The sequence below is a fragment of the Flavobacterium sp. IB48 genome, from assembly GCF_016405855.1.
In the GTDB taxonomy this organism is placed as follows: Bacteria; Bacteroidota; Bacteroidia; order Flavobacteriales; family Flavobacteriaceae; genus Flavobacterium; species Flavobacterium ginsengisoli.
Genome location: NZ_JAEFCA010000015.1, coordinates 1 through 23576, shown reverse-complemented (window position 1 = coordinate 23576; position 23576 = coordinate 1). Strand labels below are relative to the sequence as shown.

Here is a 23576-nt window from a genome sequence, read left to right as displayed (position 1 = left end):
GCAAAATCAGCATTTATAAAAAAATCGGAGTTTAAATAGAACTCCGATTTTTTATCTTTCTAATGCATTGCTAACTCTTTCTTCTAATCATTCGTTATTTAGTTTTAATGCATATTCGTTAATTATCTTTTGTGTACTTAAATCTCGATCGTAAACAGAATACCAACCTTGATATTCGTGAGGAGGATCTCCCACTAAATCATCGCCCAGTTTCCAAATGCTTCTATTAGATTTAGGTCTTCCCTCGCCTCCCCAAGCCCAAAAATTTACTCCCGAAACTTGTGGTATAGTTTGACTTAAAGCATAAATCTTTTCGAAAATAAAAGTATAATATTGATCTCTTACTTCAACTGATGAGTTGGCATCATAGCTATTTTCATCTCTTGAAATTCCAAATTCCTCTAAGACAAGAGGTTTATTTAATTTCTGAGCTGTTTTTACATGTTCATCGATATATTTTTCTGCTTTTTCTAATGCCATCGGATACGTTTCTTTCACTTTAAGCGGATCAAACCAACCCCAATTCTGAACCCAAAGATGAAATGTACAGTAATCAATATTTTTGCTTTGGTGATCAATTTCGAAATTGGTTCCGTTTTCAGGAGAGGGTGTATTTCCCTCAGAACCAATAGAAACCAAATGTTTAGGATCTAATTTCTTAATAAATCCTGCTGTATCATCAATCCATTTTCTGTAAGCCTCGATATTATTGCTTCCTTCTGGTTCGTTGGCCAATTGCCAAGCCATAATAGTTGGGTCTTTTTTGTATGGTATTTTAGTAACCGAATTTACTCGTGTAACTACTTTCTGGATATGATTCTCAAACCATTTTTGAGCCGTTTTATCACTATAAAAACGAGCAGAATAGTGCTGATATTTTCTCCAATCGCCATTTTCTGCTGGTGGCGGATATGGAATTGCTTCATTTTGATTTGCCCAAGAAACATATTGCGCAAAACCGCCAGACCAAGGCCAAAAATTATTCAGGCAAACAACTGCTGTCATGTTTCTTTTCTTCATTTCAGCTAATAGCAAATCAAGCCCTTTCCAAAGTTCTTCATTATAACTTCCAGGTTCTTTTTGCATTGTTGGCTGAACAGTCCAGGGAGTTTCAAGATTACCTTCTGAAGCTGCAATAATGCGAAGATTTTTAACTCCCAAATTGTTCAAACGATCCAATTCGCGAACCAACCTTGCTTTATCTGAAACAGCCAAATTCATTCCGTACCAAAAATTGGTTCCTAGATAATGATACGGTTTTCCATCCTTAACCAATTTTCCATTTTGCACCTTGACAAAATCCTGAGCTTGTAAATTCAGCTGTGATAAAGCCAAAAACAATAGATATAGTATTTTTTTCATCTATTTATTGCACTTCAAATGATACTTTTTCTCCAGTTACGCTACTGCTTCCTACCCACAAATCGAATTTTCCTGCCTCTACTTTCTTTTTCATATCAATTCCATAAAAAACAAGATCACTAATTTTTAAATCAACCTTTACATTTTTGCTTTCGCCAGCTTTCAATTCAACCCTTTTAAAAGCTTTTAATTCTTTAACTGGCAATGCAATAGATCCTGCAATATCTCTCATATAAAGTTGTACAACTTCAGCACCATCATAATTACCAGTATTTTTTAATGAAAAGGAAATTTCAATTGTCTCATCCTGTTTCAAAACTGATTTTGCAAGTGTTGTTTTTCCATATTCAAATGTGGTATAAGAAAGCCCGAATCCGAATGCAAATAAAGGTTCGTTCCCACTATCTAAATAATAAGATTTATTTCCCAAAGATGTTTGAGAAGCTTCAATAGGAATGTTTTCTACATTTAATTCACTTCCGTTTGCAGGACGACCCGTTTTTAAATGACTATAATACATCGGAATCTGTCCTACATTTTTAGGAAACGTAATGGGTAATTTTGCCGAAGGATTTGCTTTCCCAAATAATAAATTTACAAGTGCTGGTCCGCCCATCGTTCCTGGATGCCACGCATATAAAACAGCATTAGATCCTTTAACTTCTTTTTCTATTGTTAAAGGCCTTCCCGCTAGAACAACAGTAATTATTGGCGTTTTTGTTTTAGCTAAAGTTGCTAAAAGTTGCGATTGCACGCCTTGCAAATTCAGATTAGAAAGGCTATGTGCTTCACCAGAAAGAATCGATTCTTCGCCTACAAATAGTAACACAACATCTGCTTCTTTTGCTATTTTTCTAGCTTTATAGAATTCAGTAGAATCTTTGTCTCTTGAATATTTTAAAATTGGTTCATACAGAATCTTTATATTTTTTCCGTATTGATCTTTTAAAGCTTGAAGAGGCGTTACGCTATGATTTTTATCTCCATCAAAAACCCAAGTTCCTAATTGATCGTGAGGCGCATCTGCCAACGGACCAAAAACAGCTATCGTTTTAGGATTTTTAAGCGGTAAAATTTGTGCTTCATTCTTTAATAAAACTACCGATTCTTCTGCCGTTTTTTGAGCCGTTTCTAAATGTTCTTTTTTATAAAAAACAGCTTCAGTATTTCCTTTTACATAAGGATTTTCAAAAAGTCCTAGTTTAAATTTTATTCTTAAAATATTACGAACAGCATCATTTATAGTTTCTATATTAATTTTCTTTTCCTTCAAAAGAGATTCAACAAAAGCAACATATGTACCGCTAACCATTTCCATATCTACTCCTGCATTTATAGCTTTTTGAGCCGCTTCTTTGTTATCCGTGCAAAAACCATGATCGACCATTTCTGTAATCGATGCCCAGTCAGAAACTACAAAACCTTTAAAATTCCATTCTTTTCGGAGCATTTGTTTTAAAAGAAACTCATTTCCAGAAGAAGGAATTCCGTCATTAGCATTAAAAGCGGTCATAATTGTAGCCAGATCGGCTTTTTTAACGGCTTCTTCAAACGGGACTAAATAAGTATTTCTAAATTGCCTTTCAGTTATATTAGTCGTATTATAATCACGTCCTCCTTCTGCTGCTCCATATCCAGCAAAATGTTTGGCACAAGCTGCAATCGAAGTTGGATCCGACAAATTTTTTCCTTGAAAACCTTTAACCATAGCAACTCCCATAACCGAAGTTAAATAAGGATCTTCTCCACAGCTTTCTGCAATTCTTCCCCATCGAGGATCTCTCGCAATATCAATCATAGGAGCAAATGTCCAACGAATTCCAGTTTCTGATGCTTCTATTGCAGCAATTCTAGCTGCATTTTCTACCAAATCTGGATTAAAACTTGCTGCTTGTCCTAGCGGAATTGGAAATATGGTTTTAAAACCGTGTATTACGTCGCGCCCAATAATTAGCGGAATTCCTAATCTGGTTTGTTCTACCGCTATTTTTTGTGCTTTGTTGGCTATTTCGGGATTGGTAATACTCAAAACCGAACCTGCCATTCCTTGTTGAATAACTTTATAATTGGTTTCCATATCATCTGCAGACAATTGATTCATCTGACCGATTTTTTCCTTTAAAGTCATTTTCTTTAACAGAACATCAATCTTTTTTTCTATTGAGGCATCAAAAACCTGAGCGCTTGTTTCTAATCCTGATAAGAGTAGAAACAGCGCTAAAAATTGTAGCTTTTTCATTTTGTAAATTATTTCATTAGAAAAACGCTGCGTACATTCCGAAACAGGCTAAAACAAGCAAAAGAGCTTGTATACGGAAGTTTTTATACCAAACTACATTCTGTAAAGCGATCGTTTCTTCTCTCCAAAGTGCTTTTGTCCAAGTGTTTTCTTTTACTTTTTTTTCTGATGGAGGAGCTGTTGTTAAACTCACTGTCACATTTACCAAAATACTTAAAACTAAAATAATTGGCGCCAATAATAAAAAGTGAAGCCCTAAATGCATACCAAAAATATATTTTGCAGACATAATGACGATTGCAATAAACAATCCTGACATTAAACCACTGAAAGCTCCAACGGCATTAGAACGTTTCCAGAACAATCCCAGAAAAAAAGTGCCAACCACTGGCGGTGCTAAATAAGATAAGATTTCTTGATAATAAGCAATAAGCGAGTCAAATTTACCAATGTACGGAGCCCATAAAATAGCGATTATCAAAGTTACAACAGCAGTTATTTTACCAACTCTTACCTTTTTTTCGCTTGACGCATTTTTATCAAACTTGCTGTAAAAATCCATTGTAAACAAAGTAGAAACAGAGTTTAAAGTTGCGCTCAAAGCTGATGTTAAAGCCGAAATCATTGCTGAAAGAATAATTCCGATTAATCCAACAGGAAGCACTTTATTGATTAATCTTGGATAAACTTGATCGGTATTGATTCCGTATTTTGATTTTAATTCGCTTCCGCTAATGATTTCGTGCGGTAAATTCTCTACACCAAAAAGATTAATTCCTCTGGCAATGACACCAGGAAAAATAAAAATGAAAAGTGTAAATAAATACAAAAATCCCACTAGTAAAACGCCTTTTCGTCCATGATCTATAGATTTTGCAGACAAAACTCGTTGTACCATAACCTGATTATTGCCCCAGAAATAGAAACCAAGAATCGGAATTCCAACCCACATTCCTAACCAAGGTACAGTCGGGTCGTCCATTGGTCTTGTCAATTTTAGCCAAATTCCGTCGTGAAATTGCGTATAAAATGCATCCCAACCTCCAATGCTATCCATTGCGAAAAAAGCCAATAAAGTCGATCCGATTATTAAAATAAAAGCTTGAATTACTTCTGTATTAATAACAGACGAAAGTCCGCCAATAATAGTATAACTTCCTGCAACAACAGCCATTCCGACAATAATAAGCATCATGTCTGCTCCCGGAAAAATCATGTTGATGATTAATGCTCCTGCATATAGTGTCGCTGCAGCATCAAGAAAAATGTTTCCGATAATGGTTATAAACGAAAAATAAGTTCTTGATCTCGCATCAAATCTTCTTTCCAAAAATTCTGGCATTGTAAAGATTCCCGATTTAATGTAAAATGGAAGAAAAAAGATGGCAAAAAAGACCATTACCAGAATCGAAATCCAGTTGTAATTGAAAACCGCAATTCCATTGATAAAACCTTCTCCAGAATTTCCCATTAGAGTCGAGCTCGAAATACTGGCCGCAAAAAGTGATAATCCGACCATTGGCCATTTTAAATCTCTCCCTGCCAAAAAGTAAGCATCTGAATCGCTTGATTTACTATTTTTTAATCCCCACCAAACAATAAAGATGATGTATAAAACCAAGACAACTAAGTCAATTATATTTAAATTTATCATAATTACTGCTGGTATGTGGTATAAAGAATAACGCTTTTTGCTGGAATAGAAACTTTAATGCTGTTTTCTTTCAAACTCATTTTTTCAGAAGGAATAGGAAAACCATTTTGGTCAACTGGGCGTTTGCTCTCGGTGTATAAATATTTATTAAGTTTCGTTTTCAGTTTTAGTTTTTTAGCATCAATTGTAAAATTAGCTTCCTTATCACTGTTGTTTGCAATGGCAATTGTTGCCTCTCCTGAAGCTGTAAATCCTGCTGTGGCGCGTACTTTTTCGATGTTTAAATGATCTAGTTTTACAATTTTCATATCGCTGGTAAAATAACGTGTCATAATAGACCAAGTATAAAACCAAGGACGCAGATTTTCATCTTCTTTCTTGTCTGTTAATTCTTTACCTAAACTATTAAACATTCCCCAACGCTTGAGCTGATATTTGTCGCCTTTGTCATCTTTTGTATGCATTGCATCGTCTAAATCCCAAGCAATTACAGCATCAAATCCTGCATTCATTGCCTGAATTAAAGCATCTGCCATATCTACTCCATAATCGTAATCGTAAACCGAAAGTTGACTGTCGACACTAGTAAATTTATCTCCTAAATGTTCTTTTGAAGAAGGATCTCCTTTTATACCCAATTCGCCCAAAATAAAAGGCTTTTTATGAACTGAATCTGTAAAACGGACTAAGTCTCCAAATGTCTTCTGAAATTCTCCAGAACGAATGCTTTCTTTAGAAGGATAATCGTGCGCATCATAAGCAGAAATTAAATTCGGAATTTGAAGTGCGGTTTGTTTTACCCAATCAAGGCCTTTATATTTTGATCTCGGATTATTAAACGAAGTTGCATCTGGACCAATAATCGAAATCTTTTTGTCTAAACCTGCCTTTTGAATAGACTTATGAAGCATTGTAATTCCTTCTTTCCATTGTTCAAAATCGCCGTCTGTTGTTGCCCAATCACCATTTGGTTCATTCACCAGATTGTAATATTTAATGCAAGTATATTTTTTTACATTTAATAAATGATTCAGATTTTTAATGATCAAATCAATCCATCTCTGATCGTTTGCACCAGTAAAACTGTTTTGAAGATTTAAATGTGTGTCGTGCACTTTGTACGGCTGTCCCCACTCTCCTAGAATTACTGTGATTTTGTTTTTTTCACAATAATCTAACAATTTATAAAGAGCCTGCATTTGATCACTTTCAAAATCAACAATCGGATTTCCAGAAGCATCAAATCCTTTTAGATAGCGCCAATTCGCCTGATCCATTACTCGAGCAATTTTAGGCTTAATGAATGAAACTCGGTCAAAAACCATTTTCCATTTTTCGTCAGTCATCAATTTTCCCCATTCCGAGCTTTCAGTATCAGCGTGCGGATAGGCTGAAAATTCAATTCCATTTCCAATAAATTCATTCGAAATAATTTCGCTTGGATTAATAGAAACGACAGGAATGCTGTTTTGGCTTTGAGCCGAAAAACTGGCTAAAGCGCAAAACAGTAAAAAGCTATTTTGAATTTTCATTTTGAGAATCTTTTAAAGTTTGTAACAATTCATTGATGTCGCAAGTTGCTAAACCAACGTATTTATCAGCTGCGCCGTAATAAACATATAAAATATTATCGACAATCATATTACCTGTAGGAAAAACACAGCCTTTATAGAACCCTTCTATTTCATAATCATATTCGGGTTCCATAATCCAATCTTCTAGTCTTGCCGTTACTTTTGTTGGGTCTTCTAAGTCTAAAAGTGCAACGCCTACTCTGTAATAACCATTTCCGCCATTTTCAACTCCATGATAAATAAGCAACCAGCCATCATCTGTACGCAAAGGTGGTGTGCTTCCGCCAATTTTTTCTTCCCAAGTTCCATTTCTGCCACTTAAAAGAAGGGTGCTTTTTTCTTCCCAAACCATTAAGTCATCAGAATATCGAAGCCAGATTGAAGGATAATCGCAACCATATTCTTCTCCAATCCATTGTTTTGGACGGTGCAGCATAGCATATTTTCCGTTGATTTTTTCTGGAAACAAGATTACGTCACGATCATCTAAATTAGAAGTCGTAATTCTTCCTAACCTTCTGTAGGTTTTAAAATCGGTTGTTACCGCTAAACCAGAATTTGCGATATTATGCTTGTAAACGGCTGGCGCATCTGGACCTGTTTCTGGAAGATTGATCACATCATGAGGAAATGTCCAATAACGCCCCGGAGGATAAGGTCTGTAGGCATAAGTAACATAATACTCGTTTCCAAATTTAATGATTCTCGGATCTTCTACTCCGCCCATATCTGGACCGTTACTGCTTGGTCCAAAAACAGGTTCATCAGATTCTCTTTTAAAATTGATTCCATCTGTACTTGTTGCCAATCCCACACGGATATAATGATCCACATCATCTCCTGCTGCCCTGTAAAGCATATAAAATGTTCCGTTTTCGTACCAGACTCCTGGATTACAAACAACGAGATTTTCCCAGTAATTATTAGGGTTTGGGCTTAAAACTGGATTTTGAGTGCACTTAATTAATTTCATTTTTAGATTTGTATTTTGGTTTTTATTTTACTGTTGTGTTTGCTGCTAAGGTGTACATATCTGGCAATTTTTTACTAAAGATCATATTTGGACTTGCGTATAGCAGTTTAAAATTTGCTGCAGAACTATGTCCTTCAAATGGAGCGTAAAAATGGTTTCCTTCATGAGACGGATCGTACTTGTTACGCCACATAACTACCATGCTTACTTTTTTTCCTGTTAGCGGAATACTGATTTCGTTTGTCCAATAGGTATCATACGGAGCACCATTTTTTACAATTCCTTCAACTCCTGTTTCTGTTACTCCACAAGGTTTTAATTTTTGCTGTGAAAGTGTTGCAAGGTTTCTTAAATTGGTACTAAAGGCTGAAGTATTGGTTCCGTGATAACTATCCCAACCAATAAAATCTACATAATTATCGCCTGGCCATCTGAAAAGGAAATTATCAACCGTGCCTTGTGAATCTAATTGAGGTGAAATAGCATAAATAAAGCTGTGAACGCCTTTTTTGTTCTTCAAATAATCAATCGTATATTTCCATAAACTAATGAATTCTACTTGTGTAGTCGCGCTCGAACCCCACCAAGACCAAGCTTGCGTATGCTCGTGAAAAGGACGAAAAACAATTGGAATTAGTTTTCCGTTTTTGTCTTTCAAATTAGTGGCAAAATCTGCTAGTTTATCTAGCCAAGAATTAAATTTTAAATTTGTAGCGCTTCCGTCTGTCAAGATTTCTTTTGCAACAGTATTGTTAGAATTGTCCCAGCTATCTCCGCCTGTCAAAGGATTATTTAAATGACAGCAAGCTGTAATTACTTCGCCTCGTTCTCTAGCTTCTTTTATTACTCGAATTCTGTCATTGTTTAAGGTTGAAGTTGCACTTCTATCATCCATAATTTCGGCTAAATCGACACTGAAAACTCCTGGATAATCTCCACAGACATCTTTAATGTCTGATCTTCCTTGTTCCATCATCCAATTTCTGCCATAAAGCAAATCATCGTGATGCCCGAACATTGTTCCTTTTTCTTGAATTCTCCATAAATTAGAGTACAACGCTTTGGTTTCTGCAGTTGCATTTGGATCACTCAGTTTTAATTCTACCGAAGCTGGAACTTCGGGCTCGTTTCCGCCTGAATCGTTTTTATCATCCGAAGAACATCCAACGAATGACAAACTCACGGCAACCAGAATTGTATATAATGATTTCATCATTTTCTTTTTAAGGTTAATAATCGAAATTGGTTAATACCAAAAGCCCTTCGGCTGGAATTGTTTCTGTTTTATTCTTTTTTAGATCTAAAGAGATATTGGTCTGATTTGGAAGCATGTTATGATCGCCTTCTAGTTTTAAATGGCCTTTTGCATAAACAAACTTTTTGACTTGATTTAAAACAGGCATATTTTGAGAGGTCAATTTAACTTTGGTTTCCTGATGAGAAACATTGACAATGGCAATCATATTTTTTCCGTCTTTTGAAACCGAAATTGCTTTTAAATTTGGATTTCCTTCAACCGAAACGTGATGCACTTTAGCTCCCGAAGGCATATATTTGGTTAGTAAAGACCAAGCATAAAACCAAGGACGAACCTCTTCTTCGCTTTTTCCAAAATATTCTTCTCCCAAAATATTCCAGAATCCCCAGACTTTGAGTTTATTTTTCTGCTCTTTTGCATGCATCGCATCGTCTAACATCCAAGCAACAGAGCCAGAATAGCCAGCATTAATAGTTTGAATCAAAGCATCGGCCATATCGGAGCCATAGACGTAATCGTAAACAAACATCTGCGAATCTTCAACTGATGCATACGGTTTGGCTTTGGCTCTTTTGATATTTTCATTCATTAATGCTTCATCTTGTTTTTCTACAAACTTGAACCCGATTTCGCCCATTACAATTGGTTTTCCTGCGGGAACCTCATTTTTATAAGCCTTTAGAATTGAAGTATATTCACCTGAATTGACTGTAATTTTAGAAGGATACGTATGAATATCATAAACGCCGATTGCGTCACCTAAATCTTTAACTGAATTGGAAATCCAATCTACTTTATCTGCCTTCCAAATGGCAATATCGGGACCTAATAAAGAAACTTTTTTATCTAGATTTAAAGCTTTTAATTCTAACCAAAAATAACTTGCCGCATTTTTCCAGAGTTCATAATTTTCATCAGTAGAAGACCAAAAACCGTTAGGTTCGTTGATCATATTGTAATAATGAATACACGAAAATCCTTTTTGATTTACCAGAAAATCAAGATATTTTGCTGCTAATTTCAAATTGGCTTCGGTGATTGTATTGGTTTTACTATTTACCATACGATCTCCCCAGTCGCCTAAAACAACTTTTACATTTCTGGACTGGCAATATTCAAGAATTGGGGCAATATTCTGGTAATTTTTAGTTTCGTTTAAAGTCCCATTTTCAATTACCGAAGTTGTATTGATCATGACTCTTATAAATTGGGGTTTCATAAAATCTAGACGATCATACAATTTCTGCCAGTCCGATTTAGAAATGCTTAGTTGTTTTTCTCCATAATCTAATTGGTACGGATCCCATTGAACTCCGTTGCCAATGTAATTTTCGTTTATAATGGTATTGTTATCAACAGCAACAGTTGCGTCGGGCAAAGCCGAGCAACTGATTACTGCTGTCACTAACCAAAATGATACTGTAAGTTTTAAAACTATTTGTCTCATATAAGTGATTTACAATCTTTTTGCCTATTCTTTTTTGGTTACATCTATCCAAAAACGTCTTGGCTTTTTAACGAACTTGTCATAATCAGAATAAATTTTATCCCAATCATCTGTACCATTCAAATTGAAGGCGAAAGCATTGTGTGCAATTGTTTTATTACTGCCGTTTCCAAGGTTTTCTGTACCTGCATTTTCAAATGTTCCAACTTTCGTTGTACCGTCAGCAAAAGTGAAAGTGATGGTTCCTGTAGCATAGTTTCTCAGCCATTTTCCTTCTCCTTCTGGAATTTGTCTGTAGAATTTCTTTACATCTGTTTGAGGATCTCCGATATAAATAAAATCTGCATATGCGCCATCGGCTCCAGCTGTATTAGTTACAGTTCCGTAAGTATTTCCATCTTCTGTAATTCCTGTCATTTCAAAAATCAGCTGATTGTCTAATTCTTTATCTGGACCTAATGTTGCCGACCAAATCCAAGGTTTATCTGTCATTGCCATAACAGCTCCTCCTCCATATTCTGGACCTGTACCTCCGTAAACAATCAAATTATCAATATCATAAGTTCCGATAAGTGATTCTCTAAAAGAGCTTGCTACAACCGTATATTTTCTAGATTTTCCTGTTGGAGATGTTACTGTTAATTCTGCACTTTTTTGCGCGTTTTCAAAATTTAAAGCTTCACCTTCTTTAATAGATGAATTGGCACCGTAAGACAAAACCATTTCTTTGATCACGATATGGCTTAAGTCTGGAACAGCATCAACATTGATTGCTAAATTGATTGTACCAGTCAAATCATCAACACGTACAATTGAAGCATTTCCTACTTGGTTCTCAAATTTTATATCCAAAACATTGCGCTCATTATTCCACTTTCCTTCTTCAATATCTTCCAAAGGATCTTTCTGACAGCTTGTTTGCGCCAGCGCTGTGACAACACACAAGAAGTATAGTATTCTTTTCATAATTGTATATTTTTAAAATTATAATCCTGTGTTCAAATCAATTTCTGTCTGCGGAATCGGATAGAATGCAGCTTGTTCTGCCGTTATTCCAGAAGCTTCTGGCACAACTTGAGATACTTTATTGAAACGGCGCAAATCATAAAGGCGATTTCCTTCAAAAGCCAATTCGAAAGAGCGCTCGTTTAAAACTGCCAATCTGAAATTATCTACGCTTAATCCAGGTGTTAAGTTTCCTAAACCTGCTCTGTTTCTAATTTGATTGATTAAAGCGTAAGATTCTGTAGTTGGTCCTGCAGCTTCTGCATATGTTAATGCTACTTCGCTAAAGCGAATTAAAAAAGGTTTGGTACTTGTCTTGTCTCCTATGAAGTTTGGGTCAATGTATTTTCGTGTAAACGGATATACAATTTTTCCAGGATACTGTGCAGAAACAACTCCCGAAGCATCGTAAGTTGTGGTTACAAATAAGTCTGTTTTTCTTTTATCTGAATTGTCAAAACTATTGAAGAACCCCGTTAAAGTTTGAAAAACACTCCATCCATCATGCGATTTTGTATAGGTATTGTCTGGATTTTTCAAATAAATTGTAGCACCATCGATATACGGGATAAACAGTTTTGAAATTTTAGAATAATCCCCTTCTGTTGCTCCTGTTCTATCCATAGAAAGCAAAAAGATGTTTTCTTTTCCTAAAGGTTTTTCGACATCGTAAATACTCAAAAGATTGTTTTCAAAACCATAAACACTTTGACCTGTAATAACATCTCCTGCATTTTTTGCTGCCAATTGATACATAGTTGCTACATCTTTGTTCATCTCAGCATATTGTGGCACATTATGTTCTTTTGAAGAAGCGATATACAAATATACTTTTGCCAATAATGCTTGTGCTGCCACTTTATCTGCACGTCCTAAAGCTTGATTTACTTTTAAAAGTTCAATTGCTTTTTCGGCGTCAGCAATTATAAAATCGTAAACTTCATCTAGGTTTTTCGCCATTGGTGCTGCAGTCTGACTTACTGTTTCTACAACCGAAGTATGCATTGGCACTTTTCCGAAATTCTTTACCAGATTAAAATAATTCCAAGCTCTTAAGAAATAAGCTTCTCCTAAGAATTTATCTTTTAAATCTTGCTCAAATTTTCCGTTTGGAACATTTTTAATAACTGCATTGGTTCTATTAATAGCGATGTAAGCATATTTAAAATAATTCCCAAGCATTCTGTTGGTGCTAAAAGTTCCAACCTGCCATTTATCTAAGTTCTGATTATCTGCCGTTTCATCTCCCTTTGGGCCACATTCTTCTGTTGGCAAATCGCCTACATAAAATATAGCTCTAGAATATTCTAAAAATGTAAGGGCATCATAGGCATAATCTACAGCAGACTCAGCATCAGAAGCACTTTTATAGAAATTATCTTCTGAATAAAATCCGTATGGCTCTTCATTCAAATCGCAAGCAAACACACTCATCAACAGTGCCATTGTTGCTATTTTATATCTTGTTTTCATAGTAATTTTTTAAAAAGTTAAGTCCAATCCAAATGTCCATTTGCTCAATCTAGGATATCCTCCCCAGTAAATTCCGTCTGTTCCAACTTCTGGATCGTAACCATCAAATTTGGTAAAGGTGTACACATTGTTTGCATTTAAGTACAAGCGTACACTTTGAAATGCGCTTTTTACTGGTTTTAAAGTATACCCCAATGTGATATTTTGAATTCTAACAAAAGAGCCGTCTTTTACCCACCAATCTGAAAATTTAACTGTTCTTCCGTCTCTTAAACTTGGATAATCATTTGTCGGATTGTCTAATGTCCAACGTAATGGTGTATTGCTTGGCTGATTGAATGCTTGTGTATCTAAGACATCTTGACCGAAAACGCCATTTAAGAAGAAGCTAAAATCGAACTGTTTGTATTTTAGTGTCATATTGAAACTCGCCATAAAATCAGGATTTGGGTTTCCAATAATTGTCTGGTCTTTTGTATCTACAACTCCGTCGCCATTTATATCTACATATTTAAATTCTCCAGGCTGCGCCAATTGACCGTCTAAACCTGCATTGATTCCTTCTTGAAGCGTTTGAACAATTCCGTTTGTTTTATATCCGTAGAAAACATTTACTGGCTGACCAATTGCCAAAAGATTAGGAAATTGTCTAAACTGCTCTAAACTGTTTCCTGAATATTCATATTGCATTCCTGTATTCGGATCAACATTTAATCCAGATTGCTCAACAGATCCAAGACTTACGATTTGATTTTTATTTTTAGAGTACACTACAGAAGCATTAATTTGCCAATCTTTATTTTTGAAGATTTCGCCGTCTAATGTAATTTCATAACCTTTATTGGTCAATTCTCCATCGTTTACCCAAATTCTATCATATCCAGACGAAGGCGTTAAGATTCTTTCTCTCAAAAGATCTTTTGTACGCTTGTTATAATAATCAAATACGATATTTAATCGGCTTTTTAAGATCGAAATATCAACCCCAAAATCGCTTTGCGCTGTGGTTTCCCATTTTAAATCTGGATTTGGAATTCCGCCCCAAAGTTTTTCAATTCCGTCTTGCCCTGTTGTGCCCACAACATATCCAGGCCCAATTGCAGAAACCCAGCTTCCGTTATCGTAATATTGGCTCACACCATAACGACTTAAAGTCTGATATGGATTGATTCCTTGATTTCCTGAAATACCATAACTCGCACGAAATTTTAGCTCATCAAATACATTTAACTTTTTGATGAATTCTTCGTTGTGTGCTTTCCAGCTTAATGCACCTGAAGGGAAAAATGCCCATTGATTGTTTTTACCAAATTTTGAAGAACCATCTGCACGCCCTGTAAGCGTCATCAAGTATTTATCTGCGTAAGCGTAATTCATTCTGAAAATTCCAGAAACTAATTTGGTTTCAATTTTTCCGTTAGAAACTGTATTTCTCTCAGGATTTCCAGCTCCCATGTTTTCATTTCCTAAAGTTTCATTCACAAAGTCAAATGCACCAAGTCCTGAACTTCTCGATACATAACTTTCATATGTATAACCGCCTGTTATACCAAAATCATGTTTATTGAATGTTTTATTGAAGTTGGCAAAAGTCTCTGAAACAAAATTCTGACCTTCCCAGTTATTGATGTAACCAGCCCCATTGTTGAAATCACCAGTTTCGGTATATTTACTTGGAAAATATTGATCATTTACAGACGAACCGTATTTATAATTCAATCTTGATGTTAATCGCAATTCTGGTATAATTTGCCATTCTAAAGCCGCAGAAGTAATTACGTCTATAGTTTTGGTTTCGTTCTGACGAAGATTTGTAATTGCCACCGGATGTGTATAATCGTTTTGACCAATCATGTAATACTCTCCATTTTCGTCATAAACTGGGAAAATAGGATTTCTCCAATAAGCTAAACCTCCATTTGAATCTCTTTTTCCTTTACTTACAATATTTGAAAATCTTACTGTAAAATTGTCGAAAACATCGTGTTTGATACGAAGGTTGTAACCGCCTTTGCTATAACCGTCTTTTACAAAAACACCTTGCTCACTGTAATAATTTCCGCTTAGATTGAAACTTGTTTTGTCTGTTCCGCTATTAATGCTCACGATAGTGTTATTTCCTAATGGCATGTTTCTAAAAGTTACATCGTCCCATTTTGTGAAATAAGGCCATGAACCTGACTGCAATTCCTGAATAGACGGATAATAAACACCATTAGAATTCTTTGCTCCGATATATAAAGGTTGCTGTCCGCCATTGATTCTTCCTTCATTACTCAATTGTGCCATTAAAACAGGATCGCGCCACAAATTCAACTCTGAATTAAATTCAGAAAATGTAGATTGCTGCTGCACTAAAATTTGTGTTTTTCCTTTCTTGGCCGATTTAGTAGTAATAATAATTACTCCGTTTGCCCCTCTAGAACCGTAGATTGCTGAAGCCGAAGCGTCTTTTAATACGTCTACTTTATCAATGTCTGCAACATTTACTTGTTTTAAATCGCCTGCATCTCCTAATGGAAATCCGTCTAATACTACTAAAGGAGCGTTTGAACCTCTAAGTGAACTTCCTCCTCTGATTCTTACTGTCGAAGTCGATCCTGGATCTTGAGAAGTTGTTACTTGTAACCCAGCAACTCGACCTTGCAGTACCTGTTCTACAGAATTTGATGGAATATCTTCTAAAGTTTTCGTTTTTACTGTACTTACAGAACCGGTAAGATCTGCTTTTTTAACAGAGCCGTATCCGATAACGACAACTTCTTTAAGATTTTGCGAAGTTGCTCTTAAAACAACATTCAAAGTATTTTTTCCTGAAACGGAAATTTTTTGAGTATCGAAACCCATAAAAGAAAAAGATAAAACTGCATTTGCCGGAGCATTAATTTCAAATTTTCCATCGAAATCTGTTGAGGCGGTTTTAGAAGATCCTTCCACAGTGATATTTACACCGGGGATAGTGAGACCTGTTTCGTCTGCAACTGTACCTTTAATTATATTCTGACTGTAAGCTGAAAATGCGCTAACAAACAGAATACAAAAAAGTATACTTTTTGTCCATTTTTTTTTCATTGTTTGATTGGTTAAAGATTAGTTAATAGTTTCGAGACAAATTAACTACTTCGTTTTCGTAACGATTTTGTAAATACCATCAAATAGTAATACTTTCATGAATAAACAATAATACTTTTAACAACAAACATGTTCTTTATATGAACAAATAATTTTTATTTGCACTCAAAATAGCATATAACAGAAAAATATTATTTATTTTTGAACAAGTTTCTTATTCTCCAAATGAAATATTATAATACTATTATGAACGAAAAACGCAATATCCTAAGAGAATTAGTACCTATTTCAGAAGATGACTTCTTTATAGTATTAAATCATAAGAATGCCAAATTTGATTTTCCGCTGCATTTTCATCCTGAAATAGAACTTAATTTGGTTTTGAATTCTTCAGGAAAAAGAATTATTGGAGATTCTGTCATAGAATATACAGATTGCGATATGGCGCTTATAGGTTCGAACACTCCTCATTTATGGACAGGAATAAAAGAAAACACTGAGGCGCATGTGGTTACGATACAGTTTCATGAAGATTTGTTTTCGGAAAAAACTTTAAATCGAAAATTAGCTCTTCCGATTCGTGAGTTATTAGAAAGATCTAAAAGAGGAATTGCTTTTTCTAAAGAAACTATTGAAGCGCTTAAGCCTAAAATACTGCAGTTATCAGATTCACAAGATTTTGACTCTTTGCTCAACTTCTTATCTATATTACATGATTTAGCGATTGCAAAAAACACAAAAAGCCTTTCCTCACATTCTTATGTAGATTATTATAGTTTTTCTGAAAGCCATAAAATCGAAAAAGTAAATGATTTTATTAAAGACAACCTTCAGAATAAAATTCAGCTAAAAGAAGTTGCCGATCTAGTTAATATGTCAGAATCGGCATTTAGCCATTATTTTAAGAAATGTACTAATAGTTCTTTTTCAGATTATGTAACTGATTTAAGATTGGGGCTTGCCGCAAGATTATTATTTGAATCTGAACAGTCTATTAAAGAGATATGTTATGATAGCGGATTTAATAACATTTCTAATTTTAACCGTACTTTCAAACGCAAAATGGGATTTACACCAAGTGAGTTTAGAGATCAAAGCAAATTAATTACGAAACATTAAAAAATGAGTCTGTTATAGAAATGTGTCTTTTATCTTCTCCTAAAATATTTCACAACTTCAAACCACAATACTGAAACTAAGCCTGTCGCGATGCAAAAAAACATTTGAGAAAGTGTAATAAGTTCAAAATTAAAAAGAGAACGTAAAAAAGGAATAGTAAATAACAATATCGTTAAAAAAATAGTAATGCCTATTATTATAGAGACAAGGATATTTTTGTATTGGAATGTTGTCCATAACGAATAATAAAATGATCTATTAACCAGCGTTAAGACAATATTCGAAGTAATTAAAGTTAAAAAAACCATACTACGCGTAATGTTTTCATTCCATTGATTGTATATTGCCCACTGGTAAGAAAGTAACAATCCTAAAGTTATCGCAATGCCTTGAATAATACTTGCCGTCAATTCTTTAAAATTAAAAAAATCTGTTCGCATCGGCCTTGGTCCTCTCTTCATTGTATCTGCTTCGGCAGGTTCGTTTTCAAATATAATGGAGCAAGTTGGCCCCATAATTAGTTCAAGCAAAATAACATGAAGCGGACTGAATATATTAGGATAAATCCATCTTAAAGCAAGCGGAATGAAGACAATGAGAATTATTGGAATATGAATAGATATGATGTATCGAACTGCTTTTTTTAGATTCGTATAAATCTTTCTCCCCATTGCTACAGCATCAACCATTTTTGAAAGATCATCTTCAGTAAGGATAAGCGATGCGGCATCTTTTGCTATTGCCGTTCCTTTTTTCCCCATAGCGATTCCGATATGAGCAGCTTTTAGCGAAGGCCCGTCATTAACTCCATCTCCTGTCATGGCTACAATTTGTCCACAAGCTTTAAGAGCATTTACAATTCTCAATTTAGCATCTGGAAACATCCGACTGAAAATATTAATATCCATTACTTTGTTTTGCAGTTCTTGATCACTCCATTTTATTAGTTCATCTCCAGTTATAGCTTTTTCAGAACCAACAAAACCAATTTGCTGCGCGATAGCATTAGTCGTTTTCAAATTGTCTCCAGTAATAATCTTAACGGCAATTCCTGCTGTATAAAAAGACTGAAGCACTTCTGCAATATTATCTTTTGGAGGATCATAAAAAGCAACAAGTCCTTTAAAAGTAAATGAGATTTTCTGCTGTTTATCAGGATAATTATTTCCCTGCAAATTTCCCTCTCCCACACCAAGTACTCTGTAGCCTTTACCGGTCAATTGATCCATCGCGGTTATAATCTTCTGTTCATCTTGTTTAGAAAGACTACAAACCTCTAAAATTGCTTCAGGTGCACCTTTAGCCGCAATAATTCTATTTCCTGAAGAATCTTCAAATACATGCGTCATCATTGGAGGTTTGCCCGATAAAGGATATTCGTGAATCATTTTAAAATGAGACGTCATATCTGTTTCTGCAAATTTTTTATAGGTGTCATGAAGCGCAATTTCCATAGGATCAAAAGGAATAGGCTCGCTTGCCCACATAGCAGTCGTAAGAAGTTCTTCTGTTTCTTTTATATCTTTGAATGTATTAATTCCAGCCTCTATCCCAGATGGCAGATAAAGTCCCGCCAAATCCATTTTATTTTGGGTAATTGTTCCAGTTTTATCTGTACAGATTACTGTAGCGCTTCCTAATGTTTCTACTGTTTTCATCTGTTTTACAACAATCCCGATTTTCATAAGTCTGCGAGCTCCAAGCGCCATAAATGTGGCAAAAGCAACTGGAATTTCTTCTGGCAGAATACTCATTGCAAGTGTTAGTGCCAATAAAAGACTTTGAAGCACATTTCCCACTCGCAAGTAGTTTAAAACCCATACTAAAATGAATACGAAAGCACCAGTAAAAATCATTTTTTTTACGAAATTCCCAATCTGTATTTCTAATGGTGTTTTTTCTGTATCTATAGATTCTAAACTGCTTCCTATTTTACCTAATCTTGTGTCATTTCCAATTTCAGTTACTTTAACTATGGCTAATCCGCTGGCTGTAATAGTTCCAGAAAAAACCTTATTATCTTCTTGATTACTATCTTTAAAAACAACCATTGATTCGCCAGTTAGTATTGCTTCATTTACTGAAAAATCATTGGATTGTATAATTATTCCATCAGCCGGAACCAAAGCGCCTTCTTCAATTACTACCAAATCTCCAACAACAATATCTTGCGTTTTAATGTTCTGGTATTTTCCATCACGAATAACTGTACATAAAGGTTCTATGAATTCTTTTAATTTTGCCAAAGCATTCTGGCTTCTTTTTTCCTGATAAAGTGAAATTGCAGCAATCAACAATATAGAAACTAAAAGAAAAAATCCATCGCTATATTGTCTATTAATAAAGTAAATTCCGGAAGCGGCAAGCAGCAACAGAATCATTGGTTCTGCAAAAACATTTTTAAAAAAAGCTAAAATTCTATTCTCTTTCTTATAATGATACTGATTAGTCCCGAATTCTTTTCTAGACTCATCCACCTCACTAAAGTTTAGTCCGATTAATTCTTGCTCGTTTGCTTCCATATAATTTCCAACAAAAATAACAGTAGAGTAAAATATTGCCGAACGATTTCAACAATCGATTTCTTTACTCTTATAAAAATATACTATTACCATAAATTTAAATATAATAATGTGTCTTTTTAGGTTTCATTTTGCGATTTGAAACAATCTTTACAGACCACACATTCTTTTGATCTCAATAAAATATTGATTTATGTACTTACACTTTGTATTTTTGCCATATGAATGACAACTTTATAAATGAATATTTCGGCATAGGAATACAAAATGGTAAAACGCCCGAAAACTTAGGTGTTTTGTGGCGATCAGCTCAAAACTTAGGCGCAACTTTCATATTTACTATAGGCAATCGATATGCTAAACAGGCGTGTGATACGCATGATGCTGTAAAAGCAATTCCTTACTTCCACTATGATACTTTTGAAGCTTTTTTTGAAAATTTACCAAAAGGAGCCCGATTAGTTGGAGTTGAATTATCTGAAAAAGCCTCTGATTTAGAAACTTTTGAACACCCTAGACGTTGTGTTTATATATTGGGCGCAGAAGATCATGGTTTATCTAAAAAAGTTATGGATAAATGCCATCATTTAGTGAAATTTAAATCTGAAAAAAGTTTAAATGTGGCTGTTGCAGGAACTATTGTAATGTATGATAGAAATTTATCTAAACCACGTTCTTAAAAGTTAATAAAAAAGACGCCACAATGGGCGTCTTTTAGTTTAATATCCTTCTCAGTTGCATTATTTTCTTAAGTCAAATCTGTCTAGATTCATTACTTTAGTCCATACCGCAATAAAATCATTTACAAATTTCTCATGAGCATCCGCTGCAGCGTAAACTTCTGCTATCGCTCTCAATTCTGAATTTGAACCAAAAACAAGATCGGCACGTGTTCCTATCCATTTTGGTTGTCCTGAACTTCTGTCGTTTCCTGTATAAAGTTCTTTATCATTTGAAACAGATTGCCATTGTGTGTTCATGTCTAGTAAATTCACAAAAAAGTCATTTGTCAAATAACCCGGTCTATTGGTAAATACACCATTTTTACTTCCGTCAGCATTAATATCTAAAACACGAAGTCCACCTAAAAGCACTGTTAATTCTGGTGCGGTAAGAGTTAAAAGATTTGCCTTATCTATAAGAAGCTCTTCTGTTAAAACAGAAGATTTTGTTTTTCTGTAATTTCTAAAACCATCTGTTTTTGGCTCTAAATATCCAAAAGATTCAACATCTGTCTGTTCTGCAGATGCATCCATACGTCCAGGTGAGAAAGGTACCTTAGCTGAAGCCCCTGCATCTTTAGCCGCTTTTTCGACAGCTGCGCTACCAGCAAGAACTATTAAATCAGCCAGTGAAACTTTTTTGTCGCCATTTGCTTCATTAAAATCTTTCTGAATAGCCTCTAATTTATCTAAAACCACTTTAAGAGCAGTTGGATTGTTTACTTCCCAATCTTTCTGTGGTGCGAGTCTTATACGTCCACCATTTGCTCCTCCGCGTTTATCTGAACCTCTAAAAGTTGAGGCAGAAGCCCAAGCTGTAGAAACCAATTGTGATATGCTTAATCCTGAGTTTAAAACTTTTTCTTTTAACTGTGCTATATCCTCATCGTTTATTAGGGTGTGATTTACCGCTGGAATAGGGTCTTGCCACAAAAGTTCTTCTGATGGCAGTTCAGATCCTAGATATAAAGCACGCGGTCCCATATCACGGTGCGTCAATTTAAACCATGCTCGAGCAAAAGCATCAGCAAACTCATCAGGATTTTCTAAAAAGCGACGAGATATTTTCTCATAAACAGGATCTAATCTTAATGATAAATCTGTAGTAAGCATTGTTGGCAAGTGTTTTTTGTTAGCATCAAATGCATCTGGAATAATTGCCTCCGCATTTTTTGCTACCCATTGGTGCGCACCTGCAGGACTTTTAGAAAGTTCCCATTCATAAGCAAATAAATTTTCAAAAAAGTTATTGCTCCATTGTGTTGGTGTTGTTGTCCAAGTAACTTCAAGTCCACTTGTAATCGCGTCACTACCTTTTCCTGAGCCAAAACTATTTTTCCATCCTAACCCCTGCAATTCTAAACCAGCTGCTTCAGGCTCTGCGCCAACATGATCTGATGAAGCAGCGCCGTGAGTTTTACCAAAAGTATGGCCGCCAGCTATTAACGCTACTGTTTCTTCATCATTCATTGCCATACGTCCAAAAGTATCTCTGATGTCTTTAGCAGCCGCAATCGGGTCTGGATTTCCATCTGGTCCTTCAGGATTTACATATATAAGTCCCATCTGCACTGCTGCAAGAGGTTTTTCAAGATTTCTACTATGAATATCTCCATCTGCATTATCATCTGATGAAACTACTCCATGATCTTTAGGAACACCTTCAGAACCATCTTTATAACGCTCATCGCCGCCTAACCATGTAGTTTCAGATCCCCAGTAAACAGATTCATCAGCTTCCCAAACATCAGCACGTCCTCCTGCAAAACCAAATGTTTTAAAACCCATCGATTCTAGTGCAACGTTACCAGTTAGGATTAACAAATCGGCCCACGAAATCTTTTGTCCATATTTTTGTTTTATTGGCCAAAGCAATCTTCTTGCCTTATCAAGACTCACATTATCAGGCCAGCTGTTAAGAGGAGCAAATCTCTGCTGTCCTGCTCCTGCTCCGCCTCGTCCATCATGTACTCTATAAGTACCTGCACTATGCCACGCCATTCGTATGAAAAGACCGCCATAGTGACCAAAATCTGCAGGCCACCAATCTTGTGAATCAGTCATAAGAGCATGTAAATCTTTCTTCACCGCCTCAATATCGAGACTTTTAAAAGCTTCAGCATAATTAAAATCCTTATCTAACGGATTTGACGATAACGAATTCTGTCTCAGAATATTTACTTTTAACTGCTTTGGCCACCAGTCACGATTTTTCGTTCCTGAAGCAGCTTGTTTGTCCATGCTCCCATTGTGAAATGGGCATTTACTGATGTCATTTGATTGATTATCCATAGTTCAAAATTTTATTTTTTACTAAATTACTAACTAATGAAAAAGAAAAATACAGCTGTGAATCATAAATAATTCTTACAGAATAGATAAAATCTATGCAACTCTTTTTTTACATCCTTAATTACTTATAATACTACTCGTTATAGATAAATCATACTTTTCTAAATGAGCAACAATTTTGTAATATCGAATTTTAATTATATAAATTTAATAAAAAGAATCCTTTTATTTTTATAAACATTTACTTCCCTGTCTGTTACGTTCCAATTTTTGCGCACAGACTCGGAAGTTTTTTTATTTTCATTAATTTATTAATCATACTTAAAAGGTAAAAAATAAGTTTAAATCCTCGATATAAACACTCCAAAAGTAAAAAACGAGTCAAATCATTATTTAACTCGTTTTTTTTGTAACGTTTTGTTTAGTATACTGTTTTAAGATGTTTTATCAAGTCTCGACTTCTCTAATTTGGTCAAATGATAAGCCACTGCTATCTTCACCTTTTTTATATATCTAGCCAAACAATACCACACCATTAAGTCAACGTGTACGTTGAAACGATTGTGAAATTTCATTTAAAATGCGTTTACGTTTTATTATTTAGACAGTTTAAATATCATTCTTAAATAAATTATTATAGAATGTCAAAATTCATTTGATTTTATACTCCAAAGATTATTAGTTTATTGAAGTTAATATCTCACTCAAAATTTATGCTTGGATTTTTTAATGAAAGAAAAGGAGTTAAAGAAACGGTTTCATCAGCGATATCTCCAGACAGCATAAATGAAATTTTATTTTTTTTGATAATACTTTAAAAACTGTGTATAAAACAAAAAACCCTATCCGTTTTGGATAGGGTTT

At 34.9% G+C, this 23576-nt stretch carries 14 protein-coding genes; 2 read left to right on the top strand and 12 right to left on the bottom strand.

The features are described 5' to 3' along the window. Nucleotides 1–87: 87 nt before the first annotated feature. The 10 genes from JC605_RS23445 to JC605_RS23400 are packed head-to-tail and all read right to left on the bottom strand — an operon-like array spanning nucleotide 88 to nucleotide 16057. The gene (locus tag JC605_RS23445; protein ID WP_198858505.1) at nucleotides 88–1362 is read right to left on the bottom strand and encodes a cellulase family glycosylhydrolase; all 1275 of its coding nucleotides are present in this window, start codon (nucleotides 1360–1362) and stop codon (nucleotides 88–90) included. Between the two features lie 4 nt (nucleotides 1363–1366). Further along, entirely contained in the window at nucleotides 1367–3601 is a 2235-nt protein-coding gene (bglX, locus tag JC605_RS23440; RefSeq protein WP_198858504.1) for a beta-glucosidase BglX, read from the bottom strand. Between the two features lie 16 nt (nucleotides 3602–3617). After that, the gene (locus JC605_RS23435; RefSeq protein ID WP_198858503.1) at nucleotides 3618–5255 is read right to left on the bottom strand and encodes a sodium:solute symporter; all 1638 of its coding nucleotides are present in this window, start codon (nucleotides 5253–5255) and stop codon (nucleotides 3618–3620) included. 2 nt (nucleotides 5256–5257) lie between these two features. Beyond that, on the bottom strand, nucleotides 5258–6787 hold the full coding sequence (locus JC605_RS23430) for a hypothetical protein (RefSeq protein WP_198858502.1): 1530 nt from the start codon (nucleotides 6785–6787) through the stop codon (nucleotides 5258–5260). After that, nucleotides 6771–7802, bottom strand: a complete 1032-nt coding sequence (locus JC605_RS23425; protein ID WP_198858501.1) for a glycosidase — start codon at nucleotides 7800–7802, stop codon at nucleotides 6771–6773. The genes JC605_RS23430 and JC605_RS23425 overlap by 17 nt, the downstream gene beginning before the upstream one ends. A gap of 22 nt (nucleotides 7803–7824) precedes the next feature. Continuing rightward, nucleotides 7825–9018, bottom strand: coding sequence for a glycoside hydrolase family 26 protein (locus JC605_RS23420; RefSeq protein ID WP_233074223.1), 1194 nt, complete (start codon nucleotides 9016–9018; stop codon nucleotides 7825–7827). Between the two features lie 13 nt (nucleotides 9019–9031). Next, nucleotides 9032–10507, bottom strand: a complete 1476-nt coding sequence (locus tag JC605_RS23415; RefSeq protein ID WP_198858500.1) for a hypothetical protein — start codon at nucleotides 10505–10507, stop codon at nucleotides 9032–9034. A 24-nt stretch (nucleotides 10508–10531) separates the two neighbouring features. Continuing rightward, nucleotides 10532–11473, bottom strand: a complete 942-nt coding sequence (locus JC605_RS23410; RefSeq protein WP_198858499.1) for a hypothetical protein — start codon at nucleotides 11471–11473, stop codon at nucleotides 10532–10534. Between the two features lie 18 nt (nucleotides 11474–11491). Then, nucleotides 11492–12985, bottom strand: a complete 1494-nt coding sequence (locus JC605_RS23405) for a RagB/SusD family nutrient uptake outer membrane protein (RefSeq protein ID WP_198858498.1) — start codon at nucleotides 12983–12985, stop codon at nucleotides 11492–11494. A 9-nt stretch (nucleotides 12986–12994) separates the two neighbouring features. Further along, nucleotides 12995–16057 carry a TonB-dependent receptor gene (locus JC605_RS23400; protein WP_198858497.1) on the bottom strand — a complete coding sequence of 1021 codons (3063 nt, stop codon included), beginning with the start codon at nucleotides 16055–16057 and terminating at the stop codon, nucleotides 12995–12997. Between the two features lie 246 nt (nucleotides 16058–16303). Here JC605_RS23400 and JC605_RS23395 point away from each other — a divergent pair, with 246 nt between their 5' ends. After that, nucleotides 16304–17176 carry an AraC family transcriptional regulator gene (locus JC605_RS23395; protein WP_198858496.1) on the top strand — a complete coding sequence of 291 codons (873 nt, stop codon included), beginning with the start codon at nucleotides 16304–16306 and terminating at the stop codon, nucleotides 17174–17176. Nucleotides 17177–17205: 29 nt separating this feature from the next. Here JC605_RS23395 and JC605_RS23390 read toward each other — a convergent pair whose 3' ends face one another. Beyond that, nucleotides 17206–19698, bottom strand: coding sequence for a cation-translocating P-type ATPase (locus tag JC605_RS23390; RefSeq protein ID WP_198858495.1), 2493 nt, complete (start codon nucleotides 19696–19698; stop codon nucleotides 17206–17208). 221 nt (nucleotides 19699–19919) lie between these two features. On the opposite strand from JC605_RS23390, the gene JC605_RS23385 reads away from it, so the two are divergent. Next, a complete protein-coding gene (locus JC605_RS23385) occupies nucleotides 19920–20378 on the top strand; it encodes an RNA methyltransferase (protein WP_198858494.1) in 459 nt (152 codons plus the stop codon). Between the two features lie 60 nt (nucleotides 20379–20438). Here JC605_RS23385 and katG read toward each other — a convergent pair whose 3' ends face one another. Next, nucleotides 20439–22712, bottom strand: a complete 2274-nt coding sequence (katG, locus tag JC605_RS23380; protein WP_198858493.1) for a catalase/peroxidase HPI — start codon at nucleotides 22710–22712, stop codon at nucleotides 20439–20441. Nucleotides 22713–23576: the final 864 nt, after the last annotated feature.

Excerpts from the sequence above, each read along its gene's own strand:
- JC605_RS23445 (WP_198858505.1), bottom strand. The coding sequence starts at position 1,362 with ATGAAAAAAATACTATATCTATTGTTTTTGGCTTTATCACAGCTGAAT.
- bglX (WP_198858504.1), bottom strand. The coding sequence starts at position 3,601 with ATGAAAAAGCTACAATTTTTAGCGCTGTTTCTACTCTTATCAGGATTA.
- JC605_RS23435 (WP_198858503.1), bottom strand. The coding sequence starts at position 5,255 with ATGATAAATTTAAATATAATTGACTTAGTTGTCTTGGTTTTATACATC.
- JC605_RS23430 (WP_198858502.1), bottom strand. The coding sequence starts at position 6,787 with ATGAAAATTCAAAATAGCTTTTTACTGTTTTGCGCTTTAGCCAGTTTT.
- JC605_RS23425 (WP_198858501.1), bottom strand. The coding sequence starts at position 7,802 with ATGAAATTAATTAAGTGCACTCAAAATCCAGTTTTAAGCCCAAACCCT.
- JC605_RS23420 (WP_233074223.1), bottom strand. The coding sequence starts at position 9,018 with ATGATGAAATCATTATATACAATTCTGGTTGCCGTGAGTTTGTCATTC.
- JC605_RS23415 (WP_198858500.1), bottom strand. The coding sequence starts at position 10,507 with ATGAGACAAATAGTTTTAAAACTTACAGTATCATTTTGGTTAGTGACA.
- JC605_RS23410 (WP_198858499.1), bottom strand. The coding sequence starts at position 11,473 with ATGAAAAGAATACTATACTTCTTGTGTGTTGTCACAGCGCTGGCGCAA.
- JC605_RS23405 (WP_198858498.1), bottom strand. The coding sequence starts at position 12,985 with ATGAAAACAAGATATAAAATAGCAACAATGGCACTGTTGATGAGTGTG.
- JC605_RS23400 (WP_198858497.1), bottom strand. The coding sequence starts at position 16,057 with ATGAAAAAAAAATGGACAAAAAGTATACTTTTTTGTATTCTGTTTGTT.
- JC605_RS23395 (WP_198858496.1), top strand. The coding sequence starts at position 16,304 with ATGAACGAAAAACGCAATATCCTAAGAGAATTAGTACCTATTTCAGAA.
- JC605_RS23390 (WP_198858495.1), bottom strand. The coding sequence starts at position 19,698 with ATGGAAGCAAACGAGCAAGAATTAATCGGACTAAACTTTAGTGAGGTG.
- JC605_RS23385 (WP_198858494.1), top strand. The coding sequence starts at position 19,920 with ATGAATGACAACTTTATAAATGAATATTTCGGCATAGGAATACAAAAT.
- katG (WP_198858493.1), bottom strand. The coding sequence starts at position 22,712 with ATGGATAATCAATCAAATGACATCAGTAAATGCCCATTTCACAATGGG.